This window comes from Paenibacillus sp. FSL L8-0333 (assembly GCF_037965665.1).
Taxonomy (GTDB): domain Bacteria; phylum Bacillota; class Bacilli; order Paenibacillales; family Paenibacillaceae; genus Paenibacillus_AQ; species Paenibacillus_AQ odorifer.
On the sequence record NZ_CP150186.1, the window covers coordinates 2,532,516 to 2,557,007 of the forward strand.

Genomic DNA, 24,492 nt, shown 5'->3' on the forward strand with positions numbered 1-24,492 from the left:
TATAAGTTGAAGTAATGTTAGGATAAATAAAAGAATTTTAGTCCCGGATAACAAAATATGAAACGAGGACTTTTTTATGGAGAGCAAAATTATTTTTTGCCAAACAGAAGATGTAAGCATGCTGCCGCTTTATGCTACAACCCTTGGATTTTGGGAGCACCAGCCAGAAACTATACGTCCTGCAGGCTTTCCAGACTATCAAATACATCAGATTCACGAAGGTAAGGGTGAGCTTATCATTCATGAGAGCCGATATCTCGTGGGTCCAGGGGATGTGTTCTTTTTGTTCCCGGATATTCCTCATTCGTATGCCCCTATCAGTGGGAAGGAGTGGAAGGTATCATGGGTCTCGTTCAATGGCAGAGAGGTTGGTCAAATGCTGCTCTATGCGGGCATCCGCGAGTCTGGTCCTGCTAGATTAAAAGAAGATCAATGGCTCAATCCTCTAAAGCAAATCCTTATGCTGCCAGATAGCAATGAGCTGGAAACCAATTTAGCACGATCAAAACATCTTTACGCATTGCTTCTGGATTTAAAAAGAAAGCTAGTATCGCCTCTGAATGAGGCACATGAATTGGAGCGAATCAAACCGGTGCTGCGTTATATAGAGAGCAATCTGCATAGGACGCTTCCTTTAAAGGAGCTGGCGGAGATTATTTCTGTATCGCCACAGTATTTATGCAGGCTTTTTCAAAAAACAATTCATGATCGACCTGTAACCTATATCAATAAGCAACGTATCAATTTGAGTAAACAGCTTATGTTTAATGGACGCGATAAAAAAATGTATGAAATTGCCCAGCTAGTGGGCTTTGATAATGCTAGTTACTTTTGTTTGGTGTTTAAAAGATTGACAGGGATGAGTCCTGAGCAATTTAAGCAGCTGCATGGTTTGGATTAGATAAACGCTTACTTGTTACCGTCTAGCACAACATGATATAGTTTACTTGAGTTCCTGCGATGTTTTTTTTACTGCTTAGCCCATACTTTTACTGCCACAAGAATTCAATACATAGAACCAAATTAACGATCTGAAATGACGAAAAGCATCAGGAAGGAGACATCATTTTGAATGAGAAGCTAAAGCAAGCCTATGAGCGTTTGAACTTGCCTGAAGACGTTACCCGGGAGGAATTGAACAAAAGGTTAGATATTCATTTGAAACGCCGTCGATCGAATTCGACTGAAGATGAGGTCGCAGCTTATGAAGAGGAATTCCGCGCTTACAAAACCATCCTAGATGGCTTGGATCAGAAGGAGATTCAGGAAGCGGAGGACAAGCGCCTGGAGAAGTGGGGAGCCATGTCCGGAGTAGCACGTAAATCGGAGAATTTCTTTCGGCTCTACAAAACGCACACTATTATTTCTATTATCGTGCTGCTGGTGGTTATCTTTGGGGGGAAAGCGCTCTATGATCAGTGGCAGGAAAGAAAATATGAAGCTACGCTCCCACCGGTAGATGTTCGAATCATGTTCCTAGGCAACTATGAATCTCAGGACTCGTCAGGTAAGAATGAAGAGCTAAAACAAGAGATTATCAAACGTTACCCGACCTGGAAGAGAGTGGAGGCAGAAATCGTTTATCTACCCTCAACAGGTGGGACGGACGGTGGAGTCTTGGATATGAGCTATATGCAGCGGGCTATGGCGATGCTGGCAGCCGACCATCCGGATATCCTGATTATGGATGATGCTACTTTTGAATGGATTGGCCAGCAGTCGGGACTGCAAAATCTGGAGTCGTTTATTAAATCCGCAGGACTTCCTCTGGACGATAACCGTTTGAAACGTATGACTAACCCGGAGAGTGGTCAAGAGCTGATTACTGGCATAGATATCACAGATACGGATTTTGCTACAGAACTCCCTATCCATTCTAACCAGATGATCATCGGAACGTTAGGGCAAGATGACAGTAAGACTAAATCAACTGATTTTGTTGAGTTTTTACTTAAACAGATCACTAATCAATAAATTAATAGGGCCGATGTTGTATGGATGTTCATACGACATCGGCTTTTTTATGATCTGTAGAGCTTGCGGTACGCGATGGGTGTCTGGCCGACTATTTTTTTGAATACAGCGTTAAAGGAGTCGATGTCACGGTAACCAACTAACTCGGCAATCGTATTAATTTTATGTCCAGAAGTACGCAGCAATTCACAGCTTTTATGCATTCGCAGATTCTTCAAGTAGGTCCCAAAGGACTGGCCAGTATGCTTGTGGAACATACGCTGAAGATGCCTGCTGCTCCACTGTGTAATACGGGCTAATTCGGCAAGTGTAATCTTCTCCGACAGATTATGCTCTAGGTATTGAATTACTTGCGTGAAGTCAGCCATATCCATCGTAGATTTGTCATCTTCTCCGTATTTTTGCCTGTACACTGCTATGATTAATTGACTCAGCAGGGTGTAAAGCATTGTTTTGGAGCCCATACCGGATACCGACATTTCATGATATAAATTCAGCATTAAGCGCTCAATAGAGCCATCACGATCTGAGACGGAAAAGTAAGATGAGCTGCTACTCCCAAGAGTGGCTAGGTGCTCCCGGATAGATGGCTCTTGAAGGACGATATTTAATTGCTCCACCATTTGCATATCAAAAAGGCAATTATAGACGATCAGGCGATTCCCTAAAGTATCAGAAGTTGCTGGACGGAACACATGGGGAGCACCTACAGGAATCACGAACAGCATTCCTTTTCTAACGGGAAAGATCTCATTTTCAAGGTGATGAAAACCTCTTCCTTCAGCTACATAGCAATACTCAATAAATTCATGTGCATGAAAAGGGGCATGGAAGTTCTCAGAATAGCGGTTAACCAGCAGATGCAGATCGTTTTGAAAAAAGACTTCACTTTTGAACAACTCGGTGGTTCGTTGCATGTATAATTTCCCTTCCAAATTTATGGCATGATTGCAGGGGTATGATGTCCTTTTTACCGGGTGATGAAAGCGGTAACGCAGCTATAATTATAGGGCAAAGACTAATTTGTAGCTATAGAGGGAGGTTTTTATCTATATGTTCGCAATCACTAAGCTTCGTTGTGAGTACAAAGAAAATCCGCTAGGAATTGATGTGATCAGACCTAGAATCAGTTGGCAGTTAGTTTCAGATGACAGGGACTGCATGCAGTCTGCTTATCAAATTCAAGTGGCTGAGAATATGCTTTTTCAAGGCAAGCTATGGGATACAGAGGAAGTAAAGTCTTCTCAATCGATCCATGTTGAGCTTGAAGGTCTGCTGCTGGAAGCTCGCACGCGTTATTATTATCGGGTTCGGGCATGGAATCAGAATGCAACAGACTCGGGTTGGTCTGAGGTTGCATTTTTTGAAACCGGACTATTAGATGCAGGGAATTGGCAGGCGGAGTGGATCAGCGCTCCTACAGCCTCTTTTTCACAAGATTCTGAGATTTGCCCACAGCTTCGTACATTCGTGGATGTAAAAGGTCCAGTGGAAAGTGCAAGGATTTATGTTACTGCTTTGGGCTTGTATGAACTGCAGCTGAACGGAAGTCGGGTGGGAGATCATTATTTTACTCCAGGCTGGACCAGTTACAGTAAACGGCTGCAATATCAAACTTATGATGTCACAAAGCTTCTGCATGAAGGTGCGAATGCGTTAGGCGCACTGTTAGGCAATGGCTGGTACAGAGGGTATTTGGGCTGGGATAATCAAAAGGAGATTTATGGATCAAAGACTTCACTTCTGCTGGAGCTTCATATCCGGTACGCAGACGGTTCAAATGAGCTTATTAGCTCAGATCAGAATTGGCAGGCTGCAAAAAGCGCAATTATGATGTCTGAAATTTATAATGGTGAAACCTATGATGCTCGGCTGGAGCTGGATATCACCGATCCTTCATCAGAAGGTTGGCATCCAGTGGAGATTATTAACTATTCCAAAGCGATTATCGTTGCCCAGGAAAATGTGCCAGTGACACAAGTTGAAACCTTGAAGCCGATTGCACTGCTGACTACCCCGCAGGGAGATAGAGTGCTGGACATGGGCCAGAACATGGTAGGGTGGTTAAAATTTAATGTGAAAGGTCAATCTGGTCAGGCGGTAGAACTTCAGCATGCTGAAATATTAGACCGGGACGGAAATTTCTACACGGAGAATATGCGTAAAGCGAAACAGTGCATCCGCTATACTCTGAAAGGTGGAGAGCAAGAGACGTATGAACCACACTTCACTTTCCAAGGTTTTCGGTATGTGAAGCTTAGTGGGTTCTCAGCAGATCTTCAACTAGAGGATTTCACAGGAATTGTGATGCACTCCAATATGGAACGTACGGGTGATTTTCAGTGCTCAGATCCACTTGTGAATCAACTGCATCACAATATCCTGTGGGGGCAAAAAGGGAATTTCCTCGATGTGCCCACTGATTGTCCACAGCGTGATGAGCGGCTCGGCTGGACGGGGGATGCTCAGATGTTTGTCCGCACAGCCTCTTATTTGATGAATACGGCACCATTCTTTACGAAATGGCTGCGGGATTTGAAGGCAGACCAAACCCCTGAGGGCGGCATTCCGTTTTTTATTCCAGAGCTGAGAGCAGCTCCTCCTGGCGACGGAGATACTAACCATTCTTCTGCGGCCTGGGGAGATGCAGCTACGATCTGTCCATGGACAATCTATGAAATGTATGGCGACAAAAGGCTGCTTGCAGAGCAATACGAGAGCATGAAGCATTGGATTTCTTATATTTATGCACAGGGAAGCAATCCCTATCTATGGAATACTGGGTTTCATTTCGGCGATTGGTTGGCGCTTGATTCCAAGCCAGACAGCTATGTAGGGGCTACAGATCGGGATTATGTCGCCACCGCTTTTTATGCCTATTCTGTTTCTCTGACTTTGAAAGCGGCAATAGCCTTAGAAAAATCGGAGGACGTGGACTATTATAGTGAGCTGCACGCCAAAATTATAAAAGCATTCAGTGATGAGTTCATAACACCTGCGGGAAGGTTATCCGTCTCTACACAGACTGCACAGATATTAGCCTTACGTTTCGATCTTGTAGAAGGGGTCGCCAAAGAACGTGCAATTCAGAAGCTCACTGAGCTGCTTGCTGAAGCTAAGGATCATCTGACTACTGGATTCGTGGGCACACCTTATCTGAATCCTGTGCTCAGCGAGATTGGAAATAACGAACTCGCGTATAAGCTTCTTTTTCAAAAGGATTATCCATCCTGGCTGTATCAGGTGACGAAAGGTGCGACGACGATTTGGGAGCATTGGGATGGGATCAAGGAGGACGGCAGCTTCTGGAGTGCAGATATGAATTCTTTCAATCATTACGCCTATGGCGCAATAGGTGAATGGTTGTATCGTTACGTTGCAGGAATTGGAACAGATGAGTTGGAGCCTGGCTTCAAAATCGTTCATATCAAGCCACAGCCAGGCCCCGGTCTGGATTATGCAGAAGCTAGTCTTGAAACCATGTACGGAAAAGTGGAGTCAGCGTGGCGGCGATCAGAGGATAATGGAATGGTGATCCACGTTACGATTCCTGCCAATACCAACGGTATTGTCGTTCTGCCTGGAGCCAATCAACTAGGGTTATTAGAAAATGGAGTTCCTGTAGAGCAGTCCAGAGGCGTGCACAGCATCAGCTTGGTCGATAACGGAGTGAGACTCGAAATAGGTTCGGGCAGCTATCAATTTACGTATTCTTTATAACCTATACTAGGGGGCTTCTTAGTGTGAACTGACATCGAGGGGTATTCGGTGTCAGTTTTTCGTTTTCGAATTGACGAATGTAGAGAGGAGTTATTATAATGATTTATATTGATATGAACTAAGTAATATAAATATAAATCAAATTGGAATTCACAAGGAGGAAGACAAAAGAATGAAGACAGAAGGAAAATTGACGATACATACGCAGCAGCGGGGGGCGGAGTTAGGCGATCTATTCGGTATTTTCTTCGAGGATTTGAATCATGCGGCCGATGGTGGGCTTTACGCTGAGCTAGTTCAGAACCGATCTTTTGAATTCGACCCGATTGACCGGGCAGATTATCATGCGCTGATGGCTTGGGAGCCTGTAGAACGTGGAGATGGAAAGGTGAATATCTCTGTAGAAGACAGCAAGCCCTTAAATGATCGTAACCAACATTATGTTGCCATCGATATTGTGGCTGAAGGTGACGGCGTTGGCCTGATGAATCTAGGCTTTAACAGTGGTATTCCGGTAAAAGAAGGCGAGAATTATAACTTCTCGGTGTATGCCCGTCGGGAGACAAGCTTTGATGTGCCGCTTACCGTAAACATCGAAAGCACAGACGGCACCATTCTTGGTGAAGTGGAAATAGCCGTTAGCAGCTCGGAATGGAACCGATATGAAGCCGTTATCACAGCTAATAGCACTGACACAAGCAGTCGTCTTGTAATCGTTACCAAAGGTAGCGGGAAGGTATATCTGGATATGGTTTCTCTGTTTCCTGAGAAGACCTTTAAGAATAGACCCGGAGGCATGCGTGAAGATATTTCGCTGCTGCTCGCTGATTTAAAACCTAAATTTATGCGGTTCCCAGGAGGATGTCTGGTGCATGACGGTTCCTTGGATCCAGATGACAGAGACTCCATGTACAGATGGAAGAATACGATTGGGGATGTTGCACAAAGACCGGCAAGACGCAATAACTGGTCATATAATCAGACGCTTGGGTTAGGTTATTATGAATATTTTCAGTTCTGTGAGGATATTGGAGCTAAGCCGATCCCCGTTCTTCCGGGCGGCTATGACCCGCATCATAAACGGATGGTCCCGCTGGATGAATTAACGCCTTGGATTGAGGATGCTTTGGATTTAATTGAATTCGCCAAGGGGGATTCTTCCACGAAGTGGGGAGGCATTCGTGCAGAACTGGGTCACCCCGAGCCTTTTGGGCTGGAGTATGTCGGCATTGGGAACGAAGAGGTAGGTGCACCCTTTTTCGAGAGATATCCTTACTTTCATCAAGCCATCAAAGCAAAATATCCGGAAATCAAGGTCATTAATTCTAGTGGCCCGTTCTCTGCCGGTCAGGAATATGAACGGGGCTGGACGTCGGCAAAAGAGAATAAGTCTGACCTCGTAGACGAGCATTATTACTGTACACCTGAATGGTTCCTGGCTAATCATCATCGTTATGATGACTTCAATGCGGATGAGCCAAAGGTATTCCTCGGTGAATATGCTTCATGGGGCAATACCTATTACAATGCATTAGTAGAAGCAGCATTTATGACAGGTCTGCAAAATAATGCTCATGCCGTTGGCTTAGCTTGTTATGCTCCAATGCTCTGTAATGTGGATTATATCAACTGGAAGCCGGACCTGATCTGGTTCAATAATCATGAAGTGTACGGAACGGCAAACTATTATGTGCAAAAGCTATTCATGAACCATCAGGGAGATCATTTGCTGAAGATGGAAGCAGATGGCTTCACGGCAACGAAGGAAAGCAGAAAGGAAGCGATCACTGGAGCCATCAGTTTCGGTGTGGATGCCTCTGCTGCTCGTTTCTCCGAGATCACATTAGTCAACAATCTTACGGGAGAAGTGAAGACGTATTCTGACTTATCAGAGGAGGTTTCAAATCTGCCTGACCCTGCTCAGAACAGAACGGCTAAACGGACACTAGAGCTTGGTGAGACAGAGTGGGAAAACTATACTTTGCATTTTAAGGCTACACGAACCGCAGGGAATAAAGGGTTTATCTTCTATTTTGGTAAAGCGGATGATCAGAATCATTTGTACTGGGAGCTTGGTGGCTGGCAGAATCAGGATTCGATTGTGGCCTCAATTATCAACGGAAGAAATTCTGTTCTGACGCATGCTATGTTTACTGTTGAAACAGACGTAGAATACGATCTTAAGCTAGAAGTAGTGGGCAGACATATCCGTACTTTTATTAACGGAGAACTGGTGAATGAGACAGAAGATAAACTTCCGGTCATTGAACCGCTGTATTACACGGCAAGTGTGGAAGATTTAACGGGGGATATTATCCTCAAGACAGTAAATGTACAAGAGAACAGTGTTTCTGCAGAGGTTGTACTGGAATCTTTGGTAAAAGAAGCACTGACCATCGAAGTCTATGAAATGTTGGGATACCAGCTTGAGGACGAAAATAACTTTGAGAATAAGCAGCGGGTCTCTCCGAAACAAACCAGCTTTAAGACAGAAGGAAGCAGCTTTACTTATGAATTTCCGAAGCAATCCGTGACAATTTTCAGAATAAAATAACGAAGACGCCCCCATGAATCTATGGCTTATTAAAGATTCATGGGGGCGTTTCTATGACTATTACAAGTTAACTTAGCCGTTCACACGCAGTCGAATCACATTCCAGGAAGCTTTTGCGAGAAGGGCTTTTACATGTCCACCCTCAACAACGGCTTTGCCTTGGCTAGGCATCACATTATGTGGATTGGATTTGGTATTTACAGCTTTAATATCTTCATGTTCCAGTACAATATGCTCAATAATGTTTACGGAACTGAAGCTGCGCAGATCCACGTCGAGCTCTAGTCCTTCGGATAAATGGCGGTTTACAGCGAAGACGGTTACTTCATTCAGCTCCTCGTTGTATACACTAATGGCTTCCAAATAAGGCACATCAGTGAAATCTTTGGAATCGTATTTAGGGCTGGAAATCAGCGGGTGAAGTACGGTTCCACGACCATAAAGGGAAGCATGCAGGTACGGATAATAAGTAGTCTGCAGCCAAAGCGGTCCGCCATTTTCAGTCATAATTGGGGCGATAACATTGATCAGCTGCGCTAAGCAGGCCATTTTCACACGATCAGCATGCTTCAATAATGAAATAAGACAGCAGCCCACAACAAGTGCATCTTCAAGTGTGTACACATCTTCGAATTCTGGCGGTGCGATCTGCCAGTGTTGTTCGGCACGGCTGCTGCCTTGTGATTTCCATACATTCCATTCATCGAGCGACAGATTTATTTTCTTTTTGCTCTTTTTCTTCGCTTGAACATAATCACAGGTGGCAGCCACACTGCTGATGAAATGATCCAAATCCATGGAGCGGGCTAGGAAGTTAGGCGTGTCGTCATTGTTGTTATTGTAGTACGTATGCAGTGATAAATAATCCACATTATCATAAGAAAGATCAAGCACGGTAGCTTCCCACTCGGCAAAAGTGTCCATGCCGCTGCCGGAGCTGCCACAAGCCACAAGCTCAAGCGTTGGATCGACCCAGCGCATAGCTTTTGCAGTTTCGTTCGCTAACCGGCCATATTCGACCGCGGTTTTAGCTCCAATCTGCCACGGACCATCCATTTCATTTCCGAGGCACCAGGTCTTAAAAGCGTGGGGCTCTTTATACCCATGAGAGATCCGCAGGTCACTGTAGTAGGAACCGGAAGGATGATTGCAGTACTCTACTAGATTTCTAGCTGCATCGATGCCGCGTGTTCCAAGGTTAACTGCCATCATGACTTCGCTGCCTACGAGCTTAGCCCAATCTGCAAATTCGTTGGTACCCACTTGATTGGTTTCTGTGGTCCACCAAGCTAATTCAAGAGATTGCTTGCGTTCATGCTTGGGTCCAACCCCATCTTCCCAATTGTAACCGGATACAAAGTTTCCTCCAGGATAACGGATGATAGGAACGTTTAGGGCACGAATAGCTTCGATGGCATCGTTCCGAAAACCATTCTGATCCGCAGTAGGGTGACCCGGGTCATAAATCCCACCGTAAACTGCTCTTCCTAAATGTTCGATAAATGAGCCGTAGATCCGCGGGTCTACTTCAGCTAGTCTGAAATCTTTGTCAATAATCATTGTCGATTTAATCGGCATGAGTGTACAGCTCCCTCTAGTTGAATTAATGATTTCACTAATTAAGTAATTGTTTTATGATTATATGATACTGATTTTAGCTTATAATAAGCAATGAATTAATTTAGGATTCGTTAAAATACTAATTCAATAAGCATAGGAGACGTTGAAATGTACTTAACCACAGATTCTGAATCTTTGCAGGTGTATGAAGCACTGGCAAGTGAAGTTAGGCTGCGAATTATTGAACTTCTGGACCGCAGAGAGATGCACATCAAAGAGCTGGCAGCGGAGCTCTATCTTAGTAGTGCAATTGTTAGTACTCATGTAGCAAAGCTGCAAAAAGCAGGCCTGATCAGTTCTAAAATGAGACGAGTAAATGGAGGGACCTATAAATATTGTTCTTTGTCTGCGAATTACCTGCAGATTAAATTATCGGGCTCCCGTGGAGTTGCCAGAAAGGTGGTTGAGGTGTCTATCCCTGTAGGGCAATATACCGATATTCAGGCTTCACCTACCTGCGGGATTGCTACTACTGAGAAACTGATCGGCTATTATGATGATCCACGTTATTTTCTGGACCCGGAACGGGTGAATGCCGGCATTGTATGGTTTGCGAAAGGTTCTATCGAGTACAAGATTCCAAATTATCTATTTCAAGATCAAGTGGTGCAAGAGATTGAGATTTCACTGGAAATAGGTTCCGAAGCTCCACATGTAAATGAGAAGTGGCCGTCGGATATCGGCTTTATGATGAATGGACAGGATTTAGGGAAATGGACTAGTCCGGGCGACTTTGGCCTCACTAGAGGACGATTAAATCCCATTTGGTGGCGTTCGGATGTTAACCAATATGGTTTGCTTAAGGTTCTGCGGATTAATGCAGGTGGAACCTTTGTGGATGGGCAGCAAATCTCAGATATTACCTTGGAGGATGTACGAGTAGAGCAGGATCAGTGGACCTTTCGTTTAACGGCAGAGAATAGCGGACGGAGAAGAGGCGGACTAACCATATATGGCCGTGGATTTGGGAACTACGAGCAAGACATTATGTTTAGAGTGTATTACGAATGATTTCGAGTTTACAGGTAAAGTGTTTATAAGATTCTGTAGAAAATTTAAGCTTGTGTACCAATTATTACCTCTGATAAAATAAAAATAAAAAATATATTGTAATGAAAACGTTTTTATGTTAATTTAAATCTATAAAAACGTTTTTATTCGTAAAGGAAGATTGAATCATTATGGAAAAGGTAACGATCAAAGATGTTGCCAGAGAGGCTGGAGTCTCCATTTCTACGGTTTCCAACGCGTTAAATGACGTAGATGTATTGAACCCGGAGACGAAATCACATGTTCTTAAGGTTGCGAAGCGATTAAACTATGTTCCTAACCTGAACGGTAAGCTCCTTAGGAACGGGAAAACCAAAATGCTGGGTTTTTTCACAACAAGTGTGTCGGGTCCATACTTCTATAAGCTGGTTGAGTCCATGTCGCGTGAATGTGATCGGCTAGGTTACGGGCTGAATGTATTTGTTACCAAGGATAAACAAGTGATTATGAGCAATATTCTAGGCCGGCGAGTGGATGGTGTCATTATCTACGAGGAGCTGAGAATAGACGAAGAAGAAATTGCTGCAATGGTGAAAGACAAGATCAAGGCTGTATTTTTGGATCGACCGCTTAAGAACGACACGATGGGAAGCGTGATTTTTGATTCCTTTGAAGCGGGGTTTGAAGCGACCAAATATTTAATCAGTCTAGGGCATAAAAAGATTGCTTACATATCTGGTGTGGATGAGATGTACGACAGTGTTCAGCGGAGAGAAGGATACTTAGCTGCTTTGCGTCAGTATCAGCTACCCACGCATGAAGAGTATATTATACAAGGGTATTTTGAAGAAGAAAGCACTTACAACGCTATAAAATCTTTTCTTCATTATAGTCCTGATAAAATACCTGATGCCTTCTTGGCAGGGAACGACTTGAGTGCGATTGGATGTATTCAAGCTTTGAAATCGCATGGATACGAAGTTCCGCTAGATGTTAGCGTTATGGGGTTTGATGATATTGATATTGCGCAGTATTTCTCACCACCTTTAACTACGGTAAGAAATCAAATTGCTAGACAAGGTATTTTGGCTATTAATCACCTAGTTCGCATGATCCAGAAGAAGGAACAGGGCGAGATGATGAAATTGGCGGGTGAATTAGTCGTAAGAGGTTCTAGTCAAGTAAAGATTGGTCGGTAAGAACACATATATGTAATGGGTTCAAGATTTTACCCGATCATTTTTTATAATTTTGTTGTTTTGGGAGGGTTTTTTTTTCAAAAAAATAAAAACGTTTTTATTGTGTGGGGATCATGATTTGGAGGGGAGAAGAAAAAGTGGATAAATTAGCCGTAGTGCCAGCAAACGGAAAGAATCCAATGAGCGGGAAAAAGCCTATGGGGCAGAGGGTCAAAGAATTTGTAATTGATTACAAGAGACAATGGGAAATTCAATCCATGGTCATCCCGGGAATTATTTTTATGATTATCTTTTGTTTTATTCCGATTTACGGATTGACGATTGCTTTTAAAAGCTACACCGTAATTGATACGCTCGATTCTGCACCTTGGGTAGGGCTCGATAATTTCAGAATTATTTTATCTGATAAATATTTTTGGGACGCTGTAGTCAATACATTAGGGATCAGCTTTCTGAAATTAGCCATAGGGTTTGTTATTCCTATTATTTTATCCGTTATGATTTACGAATTAAGTGGCGGACGCTTTAAAAAGATAGTGCAAACCATCTCTTATTTACCACACTTTTTGTCCTGGATCGTTCTCGGCGGGATGCTGATTGCCTGGTTTTCCTCATCCGGTATGTTTAATGAGATTATGCTCAGTTTGGGACTGATTTCGAAACCGGTAAATATTTTGCTTGATGCGAATAAATACTGGTGGATTGCAACGTTATCCGATATTTGGAAAGAGGCTGGTTGGGGAACGATTCTCTACTTAGCCATTATGTCGAAAATAGATCCTACTTATTATGAGGCTGCCAAAATAGATGGCGCAAGTCGTATGAGACAAATTTGGAATATTACGCTTCCTAATATGAAGCCGATTATCAGTTTAAATCTGATTCTCACTGTAAGCGGTTTATTAGGATCAAATCTGGATCAAACCCTGGTATTGATGAATTCTCAGAACCGCGTTAAGGCGGAGGTCATTAATTCTTATGTGTATCGTATGGGTATGACGCAAGGTGACTTCTCTTATGCTACTGCTGTTGGTTTAGGTGTCTCCATCGTTTCAGTCATCCTACTGATTAGCGCCAACAAAGTATCCAGTAAATTAAATGATAATCAATCAGTTCTGTAGAAGGAGGCATTTCTGTGAATCGTACGGTGGCTAAAGAAGATCTCGATAGTCGAATCTTTAATACCTTAAATATTATCCTGCTCTGTATTTGTACAATCATTATTGTCGTTCCTTTATGGAATGTAGTCATATCCTCTTTAAGCTCGGGCAAGGCGCTTGCGGAAGGCGGATTCATATTTTGGTCTCCAGAGTTCTCCTTGGAAAATTATCGTGCTGTATTTCAAGATGAGACCATTGGTTTAGCGTTCGTAGTATCGCTTGCCAAAACATTTATTGGTGTCATTACCCACGTATTCTTTTGTGCCATGATCGGTTATGGCTTGAGTAAGAAATACATACGTGGACGTAAGTTGTATGTTGCCATGGGTGTAATCACCATGTTTTTCTCAGGTGGAATGATCCCTACGTATTTATTGATTAAATCATTAGGCCTCTTAAACAGCTTCTGGGTTTATATTATCCCGGCCTTGTTCAGTTATTATGATGTAGTTATTCTAATGAACTTCTTCAGAAATGTACCGGATTCACTTGAAGAGTCAGCCAAAATTGATGGTGCAGGTGACTGGCGCATTTTCCTAAAAATCTTTATCCCTCTTTCCATGCCGGCTATGGCCACCATTGCGTTATTTAACGGGGTTGGGCAGTGGAACGACTTTATGACCACCAAGTTATATATTACCGATCAATCGCTCTACCCGCTGCAGATGAAGCTCTATGAAATCATTGTTCAGTCGCAAACACAATCCATGCAAAATGTGGGTGGATCTGCGATTATCGAAACTACGACTAAAGGGGTTCAACTAGCAACAATTGTCATTACAACTTTGCCGATTGTTGTGATGTATCCAATATTACAGAGGTACTTTATCTCAGGCATGATGATGGGGGCGGTGAAGGAATAGTAAGTAAATCTCCAAGTAGTGAATGCTTACAAAACTTTTTAGGGGGAAACAAAAGATGAACAAAGCATTTGGGAAAAAAGGACTCAAACTTTGTACGGCACTTATGGCTGTTGTATTAGTATTTACAGGTTGCGGATCGAAAGGTAATTCTGACAGCTCCAGTAAAGAGTTAAGCTCCATTGAAGGCCGTTATACTATAGATCCGGAAACACCGGCATGGAAGCTGGATACAAAAAAAGAGACAACAGATCTGACTTGGTACGTGAATGCAGACTGGTGGAATACTGATTTCGGAAAAGACCTTGTCACTAAGAAAATTAAAGAGGATTTAAACATCAACATTAAATTCATTACAGGCGATGACACTAAGCTAAATACGATTTTTGCCGGCGGTGAAATGCCAGACTTGTTGACTATTTTTGATTCCAACTCTCCAGTCGTACAAAAAGCTGCTACATGGGCATTGCCTTTGAATGATCTGGCAGATAAATATGATCCTTATTTCAATAAAGTTGCAGAAAAAGATACGATGAACTGGTTCCAGTTAGCTGATGGCAAGACCTATGGATACCCTAACTATTCCAATACGCAAAACGATTATGATAGCGGTAACATCCCTGCTAAAACAGCCTTTGTCATCCGCAAGGATGTTTACGAAGCCATTGGAAAACCAAGCTTTGGAACTCCTGAAGAATTTAAGAGTGTAATGCAACAAATCAAAAAGCAATTCCCGGATATGATTCCTTTTGGTTTTAACTCCATTGGTTCAGGTACTGGTTCTTTGGGTGATGCACTGCAGGACTTTATCGGTGTGCCGATGGAAACTGAAAATGGTGATTTCTACAACCGGAATCTGGATGAGGATTACCTGACTTGGTTGAAGACATTAAATGAAGTCTACAGAAATGGTGACATCAGTGATGACAGCTTTGCTGATGACGGTACTGCCTTTGAAGAAAAAGTGAAATCCGGTAAATATGCAACAATACTTTTGGATGGAACACCGCAACAAAGTGGTAACCTGCAAATCTTCATGACAGAAAATCCAGGCAAGGAATATATCGCTATTGATGGCCCACAAAGTACTGTTGGACATGAACCAACGTTGAATCAATCCGGAATTACAGGTTGGATGATTAGCTATGTTACTAAAAAGGCTAAGGATCCTGCAAAAGCGATTCAAATTTACACTTATTTGCTCAGCGACGAAGGACAAAAGCTCATGAACTACGGTATTGAAGGAGAAACCTATAAAGTTAACGACAGCGGTAAAATTGAATTCTTGCCTGAAATCAAAGACCTGCAATTAAATAATGCCGATAAATTCAAAAAAGATTACCGGATGGGCGAATTTATGTTCTTTGGACATGACCGTGATAAAGCGCTGAGTAATGACGCATTCGCAGATTCCATTAAACAAATGCAAGAGTGGGGCAAAGGAAAGCTAAAACCACACTTTATTCTTGAAAACATTAACCCGGCTCAAGGAACGCCTGAAGCTCGCAGTCTTACTGCAATTGATACTACTTGGAACACTACGCTTGTAAGTATGATCCGCGCTAAAGACGATGCTACATTCGACAGCACCTTAGCTGCTTACAAAACATTTTTAAATGATAACAACTGGGATAAGATTGTAGAAGTTCGTTCTGAAAAAATGAAAAACAACAAAGAAAAATTAGGCCTTAAATAAGTTAGAAAATAGAATGTGGCCCCTTCACTGGGGCCTCTTCATAGAAAGATGGAGGGAAACAACATGCCAGAGCTTAAAATTTATCAATCCACCGGGGAGAATACATTGTTTGTAGAGCAAAGTCTGCAACAATTAACTCCAATTGCTGACGCAGAGGCGACCACTACTGTAACTATTGACGAGAATCAAACCTTTCAGGAAATGGATGGCTTTGGAGCATCTTTTACGGATTCATCCGCTTATTTGATTAATCAAGTCCTGGACAACGAACAGAAAAAGGAAGTCATGAGCAAGCTTTTTGACGCACAAGATGGAATTGGTTTGTCCGTATTAAGAAATCCAATGGGGGCATCGGATTATGCTAGAGATATTTATAGCTATGATGATAGACCTGCACAGGAAACGGATACGGAATTAACCCACTTCTCTATCGCACATGATGAAGCAGACATTATCCCTTTGTTGCAACAAGCTCTGGAAATTAACCCTGAGATCAAACTGATGGCTTCTCCATGGAGTGCACCAGGTTGGATGAAGACTAGCGGATCGATGATTGCTGGAGAACTTAAACAAGAATATTATCAGGCTTATGCCGATTATTTTGTTCGATATATTCAAGCTTTTGAAGGGCACGGATTGCCAACTTATGCTGTAACACCACAGAACGAGCCTTTATTTGAACCAAAACACTACCCTAGTATGTTAATGTTGCCTGAGGCGCAAAAAGATTTCATTAAAAACTACTTGAAGCCTAGCTTTGTTAAGCACAACATCGCTACAAAAATTCTCTGCTACGACCACAACTGGGATCGTCCAGATTATCCGTTAACCGTGCTCGATTATGCAAAAGATGAAGTAGATGGTGTAGCTTGGCACTGGTATGGTGGCAATGTATCAGCGCAATCAGAGGTTCTGAAAGCTTTTGCTGATAAAGAAGTGCATTTTACAGAAGGTTCTGGTGGAGAATGGATTCCTCCGTTTGAACAAGCCTTCTCCAATGTAATGAGAACAGGGATTGATATTCTTAGAAATCATAGTAAATCCTTTGTGTTATGGAATATGGCCTTAGATGAAAAGAACGGCCCAACCGTACCGGGTTTTGGCAAAAGTACTTGTCGTGGTGTTGTGACAGTCAACCAAGAGACCAAGGAGCTTACGTATACGCTCGACTATTATGCGCTGGCCCATTTCAGTAAATTTATTCGTCCGAAGGCTGTGCGCATTGACGCCTCCACCAATCAAGAAGTGATTCGTTCCGTAGCTTTTAAGAATACAGATAACTCTATTGCAGTTGTTCTGTTCAACGATAGTGAAAAGGCTGAGAATGTGGCTTTGAACTTGCCGGGAGCGGATGAATTATCTTTCCGTTTGGCGTCAAAAAGTGCTTTATCCATTTTGATAAAATAATTAGAGGACGTAGCTCAGAAGCACTCGAATCTTGATTCGGGTGCTTTTTTCATGAAAATAATCGTATAAAAAATCTATGTTCGGTAAGCATAGTTTTGAATTTACGGATTTTCAATAATAGTAAATAAAAATGGCAGTCCAGAGCTGATGTTCAGCGTCTGGACTGCCATTTATTTTTCTGTGTAATTGGATTGCGAGTTCTAACGTTCTAAACGGTAACCACCGTGAAATACAGGACCCACATATTCATTAAACGCAAATCCATTACGAATGGCTGCGGAGACAAAATCTTTAGCCTTTGCAACAGCTTCATGAACCGTTAAGCCATTAGCTAGACCGCCTGTAATTGCTGCGGCAAAAGTACATCCAGCTCCATGATTGTGAGCGGGTTCGATTTTGGCTGTTTGGAATACAGTGTACTCAGAACCGTCGAAGAAGATATCAATCGCTTGATCGCCGCCGAGTGCTTTGCCGCCTTTAACCACGACATTACGTGCACCGAGCTTATGAATCAGACGGGCAGCTTCTTTCATTTCCTCAAGGGTAGTAAGTTTGCCAAGACCTGAAAGAACACCTGCTTCAAACAAGTTTGGGGTGACCACAGTTGCTAGTGGTAGCAATAAGTCACGAATAGCCTCAGCGCTGTCAGGGTTCAAGACTTCATCTTCACCCTTGCACACCATAACTGGATCAATAACTACATTAGTCTGAAGATTTTCTTTGATCGCTTGCTCAGCAACGCGCACAATTTCAACACTTCCAAGCATACCTGTCTTCATGGCATTAACCGGGCCACCAGCGAAAATAGTTTTTAACTGCTCAGCAACAATGGAGGCATCAATTGGATAAACATTATGGTGCCATCCGTTGTCCGGGTCCATAGTAACGATAGTGGTCAAGGCACTAAAGCCGTAGGTACCATACTCTTCAAATGTTTTTAGATCCGCTTGGATGCCTGCGCCACCACTGGAGTCGCTGCCTGCAATAGTTAGAGTTTTAATAATTTGAGTCATGGTTACGTCCCCTTTATATATGTCTGAATTCATAAACAACGCATTGCATTGATTATAACAAAAAATAGCACCTACGTCTTTCTAAAAGCAAGAGCAAGGTTGAAAATACCTTCCTCTAAAAATTCCCACCCTTAGTCCAGCTTCTCTGCGTTTGGGTCAGCAATGAAGAGCGGTCCATGATTATCTGTAAAGAACTTCATGAGGGTCTCCACTACTTCCTGCTGTGGGGATGTTTGAGCTTGATGTATTCCGATACTGCGGAATAAATAACCCCATTCTCCCTTATCGTAATAGGCAGCACCCTCATTCTGATAGCCATTCGCGTCTGCTTGAAGCGTATATCTGACCGTTCTTGCTTCAGCTCCTGCAGTACCTAAAATATGCTGTTCGCTAAACTTAAGTGGATTATTAATCGTAAATCCCAGCGCGTCAGCCCATTCGGCTTTCTCCGGGAAATAGGCTCCGATTGCAGTGATGGCACAGCCTGTGCAAGTCCAAGCCGTATCTGAATAGTTCATGTTTTGTTCCGGATGGTTCGGATCCTGAAAGGTAACTCCATAAGAACCGTTAGCGCCGACAACCGCCGTAGCCTGCCATCCGGCAGGAGCAAGTAGAAGATAACCTCCACCGATATCAGGGCGGTAGACCAGCGTTGCTTCTACTTGGTTTTTCATGTCTTGAGATAAAGCAAAGGTCATTTCAGGTATGGGGGGGATTTCTGTGTTTACATATTCGCTGCCACTATCAATATTTAGCTGCGCGAGCGTGGTATGCAGTGGAATGATGACCTGCCCATTATCGGGATCACTGCTAGGAAATTCGAGCATTTTTTGAGTGGAGCTGGGTTCGTTATCTGCTTCCTTATTAGTTTGTGCGTTGGTGGACGGGGGTGGAGTGGTGGGCGTTCCCCAGTCAAGCCCTTTATATCCAATCAGCAGTACTAGTACAATTACGACGCACGATATTGAAGTTAAGATCCAGCCATTTCTAACGCTTTTTCGTTTGGATTTCATATATGCTGTACCTCCTTTGATCTTACTTATATAGACCTAAGAATGGAGTGGAAAGTTTCTTACATAATCTTTATATTTCTGAAGTTCTTCATGATATGGCGGGATAGAGCGGGAGTCCGTTTCTTAAACCCTGCATATCAATATAGAAAGAATTTCAAACAAAGCGTGTAGGAGGGCGAGTATGGTTACGATTAGTTTATGTATGATAGTACGAAATGAAGAAAAAAGCTTGCACCGATGTTTATCTACCATTGCAAGTCTCGTAGATGAAATTGTTATCGTGGATACAGGCTCGACGGATAAAACGAAAGAGATTGCGTTGTCCTTCGGAGCTGTAATTTATGATTTCGAATGGATTGATAATTTTAGTGCCGCACGTAATTTTGCCTTTAGCAAAGCTACTCAGGAGTACATTTTGTGGCTGGATGCGGATGATTATATAAAGGAAGAGGATCAGATTCTTTTTAAAAAACTAAAAGAAATCCTGCCGGGACATATTCACAGTGTGAACATGCAATATAATCTGGCTTTTGACGAAGCGGGAAATGTCACAGCTAGTTTACGCCGCAACAGGTTGGTTCGGCGCAGCTGCAACTTTCAGTGGATCGGGCCTGTTCATGAGTATTTAGAGGTAAGTGGTCCTTCTTTTAGTAGTGATGTCTGCATCACACATGAGAAGGATAAGGAATACACAGATCGTAATTTGCGGATTTATCAAAAACGTGTTGCACAGGGTGAAGTATTTTCGCCGAGAGACCAGTATTATTATGCGAATGAATTAAGAGATCATGCTATTAATGAAGAGGCTTGCAAATACTATGAGATTTTCTTAGCGGGTAGGCAGGGCTGGATTGAAGATAATTTCCAGGCTTGCCTAAAGCTTGCCGAATGCCGGGAACGGCTGGGGGATAAAGAAGGTGCTTTTGAAGCGTTATGTAAAACCTTGCAGTATGATAAACCACGTTCAGAGTTTTGTTGCCGACTGGGGGCACTTCTGCTGGAAAAAGGCCAGTTGCAACCAGCCGCATACTGGTATGAGCTAGCGATTCAACTACCGCGGGATTACGATTCGATGGGGATGAAGAATGGGATCTTTTATACCTGGCTGCCGCATCTTCAATTGGCACTCTGTTATGATCGTCTCGGCCAACACGAGAAGGCGAATCATCACAATGAAACGGCGTTGAGTTTTTATCCATCCCATCCTAGTATGTTATACAATCGCACCTATTTCAAAAATCTGCTTGGTGATAAATATGTAGCGCTTCAGGCTTAATTTAGTAAAAGAGATGCCCCGGCCGTTCTGATTATGACTGCTGGAGTATTTATGTGTTTTTTGGAGCTTGCAAGATTACTGGCGGTGGGGAAGCTTCCCGTGATCCCCGGCAAGCTTCGCTGATTGGCTACAGATTTCCGCGTACGAAGTAGCTATCGGACCCAGCTGACCTTAAACGCTGCTATATGGCACATTTGGAATTCTAACGGACCGCATAGTCGCTATTGACCAGAAACACACTCGATTTGGAGCAATATCTCAGGAATAGCTGCACTGGAGTCCGAATCTGTGCTCAAAAGGCGATAAATGAGCAAATAGCGTCATCTGGGTCCGGAAGCAGGGAGCATCGCGGATGATTGCTGGGTGTAAGAGTAAAGTCAGGGGTGTAGGATTCCCGGCAGCGTAGGAGTATAGGAGTGGCGGATGATTACTGGGCGCAAGAGTAAGCTCGTAGGTGGATCATTATCAGCAGCGTAGGAGTAAAGGTAGGCAGTAATTAATATGCAGAAGATATCCCAAAGAGGGTAACCCAGCATCCATGAACTAGATACTGGGTTACCCTCTTTTAGTAAGCTGGATTGTATTGTTGTTCCTTTTTATAATCGTTTGGAGGGAGACCTACCTCTTGTTTGAAAAGCTTGGAGAAATAGGAGTAGTTGCTATAGCCAACTTTGTTCGCGACGGTATATACAGACATATTTGTGGTTTCCAATAAATGTTTCGCAGCCGCGATTCGGACGTGGATGACATAACTGCCTAATGAAACCCCAGTTTCTCGTTTGAATATCCTTGCCAGGTAATCAGGATTGAGATAGACAATTTCAGCCAAATCATTTCGGGTCAGGTCATCGCCGTAATGTGAATGAATGTATTGTTTGATTTCTTCTGCGACGGACTTAGGCTGGGCAGCAAAGTCACGATATTTCATGGCTGTAGTGACAAGGTATTTAAGATATTCTTCCATATCCTCGATTGAATCCAAAGAGTGCATAGATAATTTATCATTAGTTTTGCCAGAGTATAATTTGTGTGATCTTATCCCTTTCAGGTTGAGAAATGAATAGACTAGCTGTACTACATCTAAACGGAACAAGCTAAGGACAGAGGTCTCAAGTGTTCTATTGTTAAGCATGACCTTTAAATATTGTGTAACTTCTTCAAGAAAAGCAGTGAATTTATTCTGATTCAGCAGTTCTTCCAAATAGGCAAGATCCGGTGGTGTATAGCCCGGTTTATTTTGATGCAGATAAGCCTCCACCAAAAAGGTCTGATTTCTGCATCTCGTAATTTCTTCATCCATAGTCAGGGATTGTTTTAGAACATTCCCTACATTACTCAGTTTATCGTTTAAACCAATATTGCAGCAGACATCACATTTTAAATAAGGATTCGCCTTTTGAATAAAAGAAGCACATAATGCTTCAAGCAGTTGCGTATCTGGAGCCTGGTTCCATTTTAATATGGCGATCCAGTTATAATCTTTGTATTCCAGAATGCTTTCGATGGTAAAACAAGGGTGCTGAAACAATTCGTACAATACATTTAGCAGGGCAAAATCAAACAGATCCTTTTCTTCTTTTCCCATACTGCCATTGTAAGGGAATAAGTTAAATATCAAAGGCTGTAGGGTATCACTCATTTGATAGGAGAGGTTTTGTTCTTCAATGGCATGTGTGATGTCTGACAATTTAATCGGAAATGATGTACTGCCACTAACTAGCTTCCGCCAAAAATGCTCAAGAATCTTCGCCTGATTTTTTTGCCAAAAGTAACCGCCCTGAATGGCTTTTTCGTTTTTCTGCTGCTCTTTTGCTTGGGTAACCGCCTTATGGATGATCAACATCAGCTTGTCAAATTCAATGGGCTTAAGGAAATATTCAAAGCTCTGCAATTCGATTGCTTTCTGCGCATAGTTAAAATCTGCATAATTGGTAAGAAGAATAGTCTGAATACTATAATTTCCCTCGCGAATCCATGCTAGTAATTCCAGTCCGCTGCCCTGCGGCATTTCAATATCTGAAATCAGAATTTGAACAGAATGCTTTTCTATTATTTCACGTGCTTGAGCGACATTATTAGCCGTATAAACAGTATCAATGTGTAGTGATTCCCAATCAATTTTCTTTTGCAATGCGGCAATAACATAAAAGTCATCATCAACAAGCAGTACATTCATAGTTTGCTCTCCATTCATTTAGATTTATTAGGAAGCTTCGGAAGATATAAGATTACACTAGCGCCGCCGCCCTCCAAATTGGAGAAGGTAACGGTTGCTCTTTTTAAATATAGGTACTCTAGTCTTTTAAGCGTATTCATAATGCCGATTTGTGTACCTTTACTTTGATCCAAAGGCTCTCCAAGATTAAGTTTCTCTAACACCTGAGATGGAAAACCGGGACCGGTGTCGGTGAGCTGGATAACGAGCATTTCTTCTTCCTGATCCATCTGTAATCGTTGTACTGTAAGTCTGATCTCGGCTTCATGTTCGCGTGAAATCGCATATTTAATTGAATTTTCGATAAAGGTTTGCAGCACTAACGGTGGAATTTCCACACTGCCTGCCTGATCCTCTTGTTCGATGTAATAAATAAATGCGTCCTGATAACGTTGCTTTTGAATCTCCAAGTAGGTTCGGACATGCTCGATTTCATCCTCCAGCCGGACAAAATTCTCGCCATTCTGAAAAATGTAACGGAAATACTTAGAGGTAGACAACGTCATATTTTCAATTTCTTTATACATATGAATTTGCGCCATGCTATAGATGCTAGTCAGACAGTTTAAGAAAAAGTGTGGTTTAATCTGTAGCTTCATATAGTCCAGCTGTATTCTTTGTTTCTCCAGTTCCTGTTCGTACATAGCGATTTTAAAGGTTTTGATTTGTTCAACCAAGCCTTTAAACTGAGTGTTAGCCTGTTCCAGCTCTATAATCTCACTGCTTTTGAAATCTGCGGGTTGCCCAGACTCATTAATGAAAGCAAGGTTATCGGAGAAGCTTTGAATCGGACCTAACACTCTTTTTTTGAAAAAGAGCAGAACAATGCATAACGTGGAGGTCACAATGAAGAACAATAACATAATAAGCAGCTGGGCAATCATGATTTTTTCGAATATGCCATATTTAATGACCATTTTGGTGCTGAAGGTGGTGTCTGAGAATGCACTGTTGATTGTTGTACGCGATTGCAAAAGATTAGAGAATCCCCCATTTTCCGTTATTAGCTTTCCGCTATTGGAGATCGGACTAGTTAAAGGCTGTTCATTCTCATCTACTAGAGAAACATAACCATTGGCGCCAAGATTAATTTGGCGTAGCGGCCGGATCAGATTATCTGCGGAGATCAGTCCAATTAAATAGCGATTGTAATAGGGCACGATATTAATCACATAATAATGGTTGTTTACTAGAATAGGCGTCCATTTGGAATAAAACTTCTCGTACATCTCCTTATCATCAATATAAGAAATAATCTTTTTTTTCAGCTCCCTGTAATCCGTATAGGTTACGCTGATCGGTGCGCAATTCAAAAAATAGGTCTCATTTTTCAAATAGTAGAAGAAGTTATACTCATGCCCGTAGTTTTTTTGCAGCTCGGTAAAGCGTTTGAACAGATTATCATTTGCCTTTAAGAACTCGATACTGTTGACCCCGTAAGTATTCATCGTTAGTAAGCTCTCATCGTTCCCAAGCGTCCAGCCCATATAGTGATTAATGTAGGCAAAATCATGATTAATACGATTGATGTAAAGCGCCGCAGTATCCTGCAAATTTCGAGTGGACTGCTGCTTAACGATGGAAATGGAAGCGATGCTGATTCCTAAATCCAGAATAAGGACTGTGAATGAAACCAACATCATGACTTTTATATAATGGCGAATGGGGTAGGTTTTGTGTTTCGCTGTTTTTTTGATCATAAAATCATTATAAAACCTCTGCGTGAAAAAAACATAAGAACTCGCTAGCGATTTCCCTCAAAGTCCGGATAGCACATACAGAAGTCGGGATACTG

17 protein-coding genes are annotated in these 24,492 nt (G+C 42.4%); 11 read left to right on the forward strand and 6 right to left on the reverse strand.

Going from position 1 to position 24,492, the window contains the following annotated elements:
• Positions 1–76 precede the first annotated feature (76 nt).
• Together NYE72_RS11060 and NYE72_RS11065 are read left to right on the forward strand one after the other, a co-directional pair.
• Positions 77–901: an AraC family transcriptional regulator gene (locus tag NYE72_RS11060; protein ID WP_036689725.1), complete on the forward strand. Its 825-nt coding sequence runs from the start codon at positions 77–79 to the stop codon at positions 899–901.
• Positions 902–1,068: 167 nt separating this feature from the next.
• Positions 1,069–1,974 (forward strand): hypothetical protein, encoded by a 906-nt coding sequence (locus NYE72_RS11065; RefSeq protein ID WP_036689727.1) that lies wholly within the window; start codon positions 1,069–1,071, stop codon positions 1,972–1,974.
• A gap of 47 nt (positions 1,975–2,021) precedes the next feature.
• Here NYE72_RS11065 and NYE72_RS11070 read toward each other — a convergent pair whose 3' ends face one another.
• On the reverse strand, positions 2,022–2,891 hold the full coding sequence (locus NYE72_RS11070) for an AraC family transcriptional regulator (protein ID WP_036689729.1): 870 nt from the start codon (positions 2,889–2,891) through the stop codon (positions 2,022–2,024).
• 136 nt (positions 2,892–3,027) lie between these two features.
• On the opposite strand from NYE72_RS11070, the gene NYE72_RS11075 reads away from it, so the two are divergent.
• Together NYE72_RS11075 and NYE72_RS11080 are read left to right on the forward strand one after the other, a co-directional pair.
• Complete coding sequence (locus NYE72_RS11075; RefSeq protein ID WP_339211790.1) at positions 3,028–5,694, forward strand: family 78 glycoside hydrolase catalytic domain; 2,667 nt, start codon at positions 3,028–3,030, stop codon at positions 5,692–5,694.
• A 172-nt stretch (positions 5,695–5,866) separates the two neighbouring features.
• Positions 5,867–8,248 carry an alpha-L-arabinofuranosidase C-terminal domain-containing protein gene (locus NYE72_RS11080; protein ID WP_339211791.1) on the forward strand — a complete coding sequence of 794 codons (2,382 nt, stop codon included), beginning with the start codon at positions 5,867–5,869 and terminating at the stop codon, positions 8,246–8,248.
• A 72-nt stretch (positions 8,249–8,320) separates the two neighbouring features.
• Here the strand turns inward: NYE72_RS11080 and NYE72_RS11085 are convergent, their stop codons facing one another.
• On the reverse strand, positions 8,321–9,826 hold the full coding sequence (locus NYE72_RS11085; protein ID WP_076100772.1) for an alpha-N-arabinofuranosidase: 1,506 nt from the start codon (positions 9,824–9,826) through the stop codon (positions 8,321–8,323).
• Positions 9,827–9,976: 150 nt separating this feature from the next.
• Here NYE72_RS11085 and NYE72_RS11090 point away from each other — a divergent pair, with 150 nt between their 5' ends.
• The 6 genes from NYE72_RS11090 to NYE72_RS11115 all read left to right on the forward strand — a co-directional run bounded on the left by NYE72_RS11090 (position 9,977) and on the right by NYE72_RS11115 (position 17,180).
• Positions 9,977–10,879, forward strand: coding sequence for an ArsR family transcriptional regulator (locus NYE72_RS11090; RefSeq protein ID WP_036689735.1), 903 nt, complete (start codon positions 9,977–9,979; stop codon positions 10,877–10,879).
• Positions 10,880–11,049: 170 nt separating this feature from the next.
• On the forward strand, positions 11,050–12,057 hold the full coding sequence (locus NYE72_RS11095; protein WP_036689737.1) for a LacI family DNA-binding transcriptional regulator: 1,008 nt from the start codon (positions 11,050–11,052) through the stop codon (positions 12,055–12,057).
• A 179-nt stretch (positions 12,058–12,236) separates the two neighbouring features.
• Positions 12,237–13,178 (forward strand): ABC transporter permease subunit, encoded by a 942-nt coding sequence (locus NYE72_RS11100; RefSeq protein WP_036689816.1) that lies wholly within the window; start codon positions 12,237–12,239, stop codon positions 13,176–13,178.
• 14 nt (positions 13,179–13,192) lie between these two features.
• The gene (locus NYE72_RS11105; RefSeq protein WP_036689738.1) at positions 13,193–14,080 is read left to right on the forward strand and encodes a carbohydrate ABC transporter permease; all 888 of its coding nucleotides are present in this window, start codon (positions 13,193–13,195) and stop codon (positions 14,078–14,080) included.
• A gap of 55 nt (positions 14,081–14,135) precedes the next feature.
• Positions 14,136–15,773, forward strand: a complete 1,638-nt coding sequence (locus NYE72_RS11110) for a sugar ABC transporter substrate-binding protein (protein WP_339211792.1) — start codon at positions 14,136–14,138, stop codon at positions 15,771–15,773.
• 63 nt (positions 15,774–15,836) lie between these two features.
• Positions 15,837–17,180 carry a glycoside hydrolase family 30 beta sandwich domain-containing protein gene (locus NYE72_RS11115; protein ID WP_076100769.1) on the forward strand — a complete coding sequence of 448 codons (1,344 nt, stop codon included), beginning with the start codon at positions 15,837–15,839 and terminating at the stop codon, positions 17,178–17,180.
• A gap of 200 nt (positions 17,181–17,380) precedes the next feature.
• Here NYE72_RS11115 and thiD read toward each other — a convergent pair whose 3' ends face one another.
• Positions 17,381–18,193, reverse strand: coding sequence for a bifunctional hydroxymethylpyrimidine kinase/phosphomethylpyrimidine kinase (gene thiD / locus NYE72_RS11120; RefSeq protein WP_038570000.1), 813 nt, complete (start codon positions 18,191–18,193; stop codon positions 17,381–17,383).
• A 131-nt stretch (positions 18,194–18,324) separates the two neighbouring features.
• A complete protein-coding gene (locus NYE72_RS11125) occupies positions 18,325–19,206 on the reverse strand; it encodes a DUF4850 domain-containing protein (protein WP_076100768.1) in 882 nt (293 codons plus the stop codon).
• A gap of 181 nt (positions 19,207–19,387) precedes the next feature.
• Here NYE72_RS11125 and NYE72_RS11130 point away from each other — a divergent pair, with 181 nt between their 5' ends.
• Positions 19,388–20,482: a glycosyltransferase family 2 protein gene (locus tag NYE72_RS11130; RefSeq protein WP_076100766.1), complete on the forward strand. Its 1,095-nt coding sequence runs from the start codon at positions 19,388–19,390 to the stop codon at positions 20,480–20,482.
• Between the two features lie 565 nt (positions 20,483–21,047).
• On the opposite strand, the gene NYE72_RS11135 is transcribed toward NYE72_RS11130, so the two are convergent.
• Together NYE72_RS11135 and NYE72_RS11140 are read right to left on the reverse strand one after the other, a co-directional pair.
• A complete protein-coding gene (locus tag NYE72_RS11135) occupies positions 21,048–22,658 on the reverse strand; it encodes a helix-turn-helix domain-containing protein (protein ID WP_036689748.1) in 1,611 nt (536 codons plus the stop codon).
• 14 nt (positions 22,659–22,672) lie between these two features.
• Positions 22,673–24,397 (reverse strand): sensor histidine kinase, encoded by a 1,725-nt coding sequence (locus NYE72_RS11140; protein ID WP_036689750.1) that lies wholly within the window; start codon positions 24,395–24,397, stop codon positions 22,673–22,675.
• Positions 24,398–24,492 lie beyond the last annotated feature (95 nt).

Excerpts from the sequence above, each read along its gene's own strand:
- thiD (WP_038570000.1), bottom strand. The coding sequence starts at position 18,193 with ATGACTCAAATTATTAAAACTCTAACTATTGCAGGCAGCGACTCCAGT.
- NYE72_RS11090 (WP_036689735.1), top strand. The coding sequence starts at position 9,977 with ATGTACTTAACCACAGATTCTGAATCTTTGCAGGTGTATGAAGCACTG.
- NYE72_RS11125 (WP_076100768.1), bottom strand. The coding sequence starts at position 19,206 with ATGAAATCCAAACGAAAAAGCGTTAGAAATGGCTGGATCTTAACTTCA.
- NYE72_RS11115 (WP_076100769.1), top strand. The coding sequence starts at position 15,837 with ATGCCAGAGCTTAAAATTTATCAATCCACCGGGGAGAATACATTGTTT.
- NYE72_RS11085 (WP_076100772.1), bottom strand. The coding sequence starts at position 9,826 with ATGCCGATTAAATCGACAATGATTATTGACAAAGATTTCAGACTAGCT.
- NYE72_RS11095 (WP_036689737.1), top strand. The coding sequence starts at position 11,050 with ATGGAAAAGGTAACGATCAAAGATGTTGCCAGAGAGGCTGGAGTCTCC.
- NYE72_RS11080 (WP_339211791.1), top strand. The coding sequence starts at position 5,867 with ATGAAGACAGAAGGAAAATTGACGATACATACGCAGCAGCGGGGGGCG.
- NYE72_RS11140 (WP_036689750.1), bottom strand. The coding sequence starts at position 24,397 with ATGATCAAAAAAACAGCGAAACACAAAACCTACCCCATTCGCCATTAT.
- NYE72_RS11135 (WP_036689748.1), bottom strand. The coding sequence starts at position 22,658 with ATGAATGTACTGCTTGTTGATGATGACTTTTATGTTATTGCCGCATTG.
- NYE72_RS11075 (WP_339211790.1), top strand. The coding sequence starts at position 3,028 with ATGTTCGCAATCACTAAGCTTCGTTGTGAGTACAAAGAAAATCCGCTA.
- NYE72_RS11130 (WP_076100766.1), top strand. The coding sequence starts at position 19,388 with ATGGTTACGATTAGTTTATGTATGATAGTACGAAATGAAGAAAAAAGC.
- NYE72_RS11110 (WP_339211792.1), top strand. The coding sequence starts at position 14,136 with ATGAACAAAGCATTTGGGAAAAAAGGACTCAAACTTTGTACGGCACTT.
- NYE72_RS11070 (WP_036689729.1), bottom strand. The coding sequence starts at position 2,891 with ATGCAACGAACCACCGAGTTGTTCAAAAGTGAAGTCTTTTTTCAAAAC.
- NYE72_RS11100 (WP_036689816.1), top strand. The coding sequence starts at position 12,237 with ATGAGCGGGAAAAAGCCTATGGGGCAGAGGGTCAAAGAATTTGTAATT.
- NYE72_RS11060 (WP_036689725.1), top strand. The coding sequence starts at position 77 with ATGGAGAGCAAAATTATTTTTTGCCAAACAGAAGATGTAAGCATGCTG.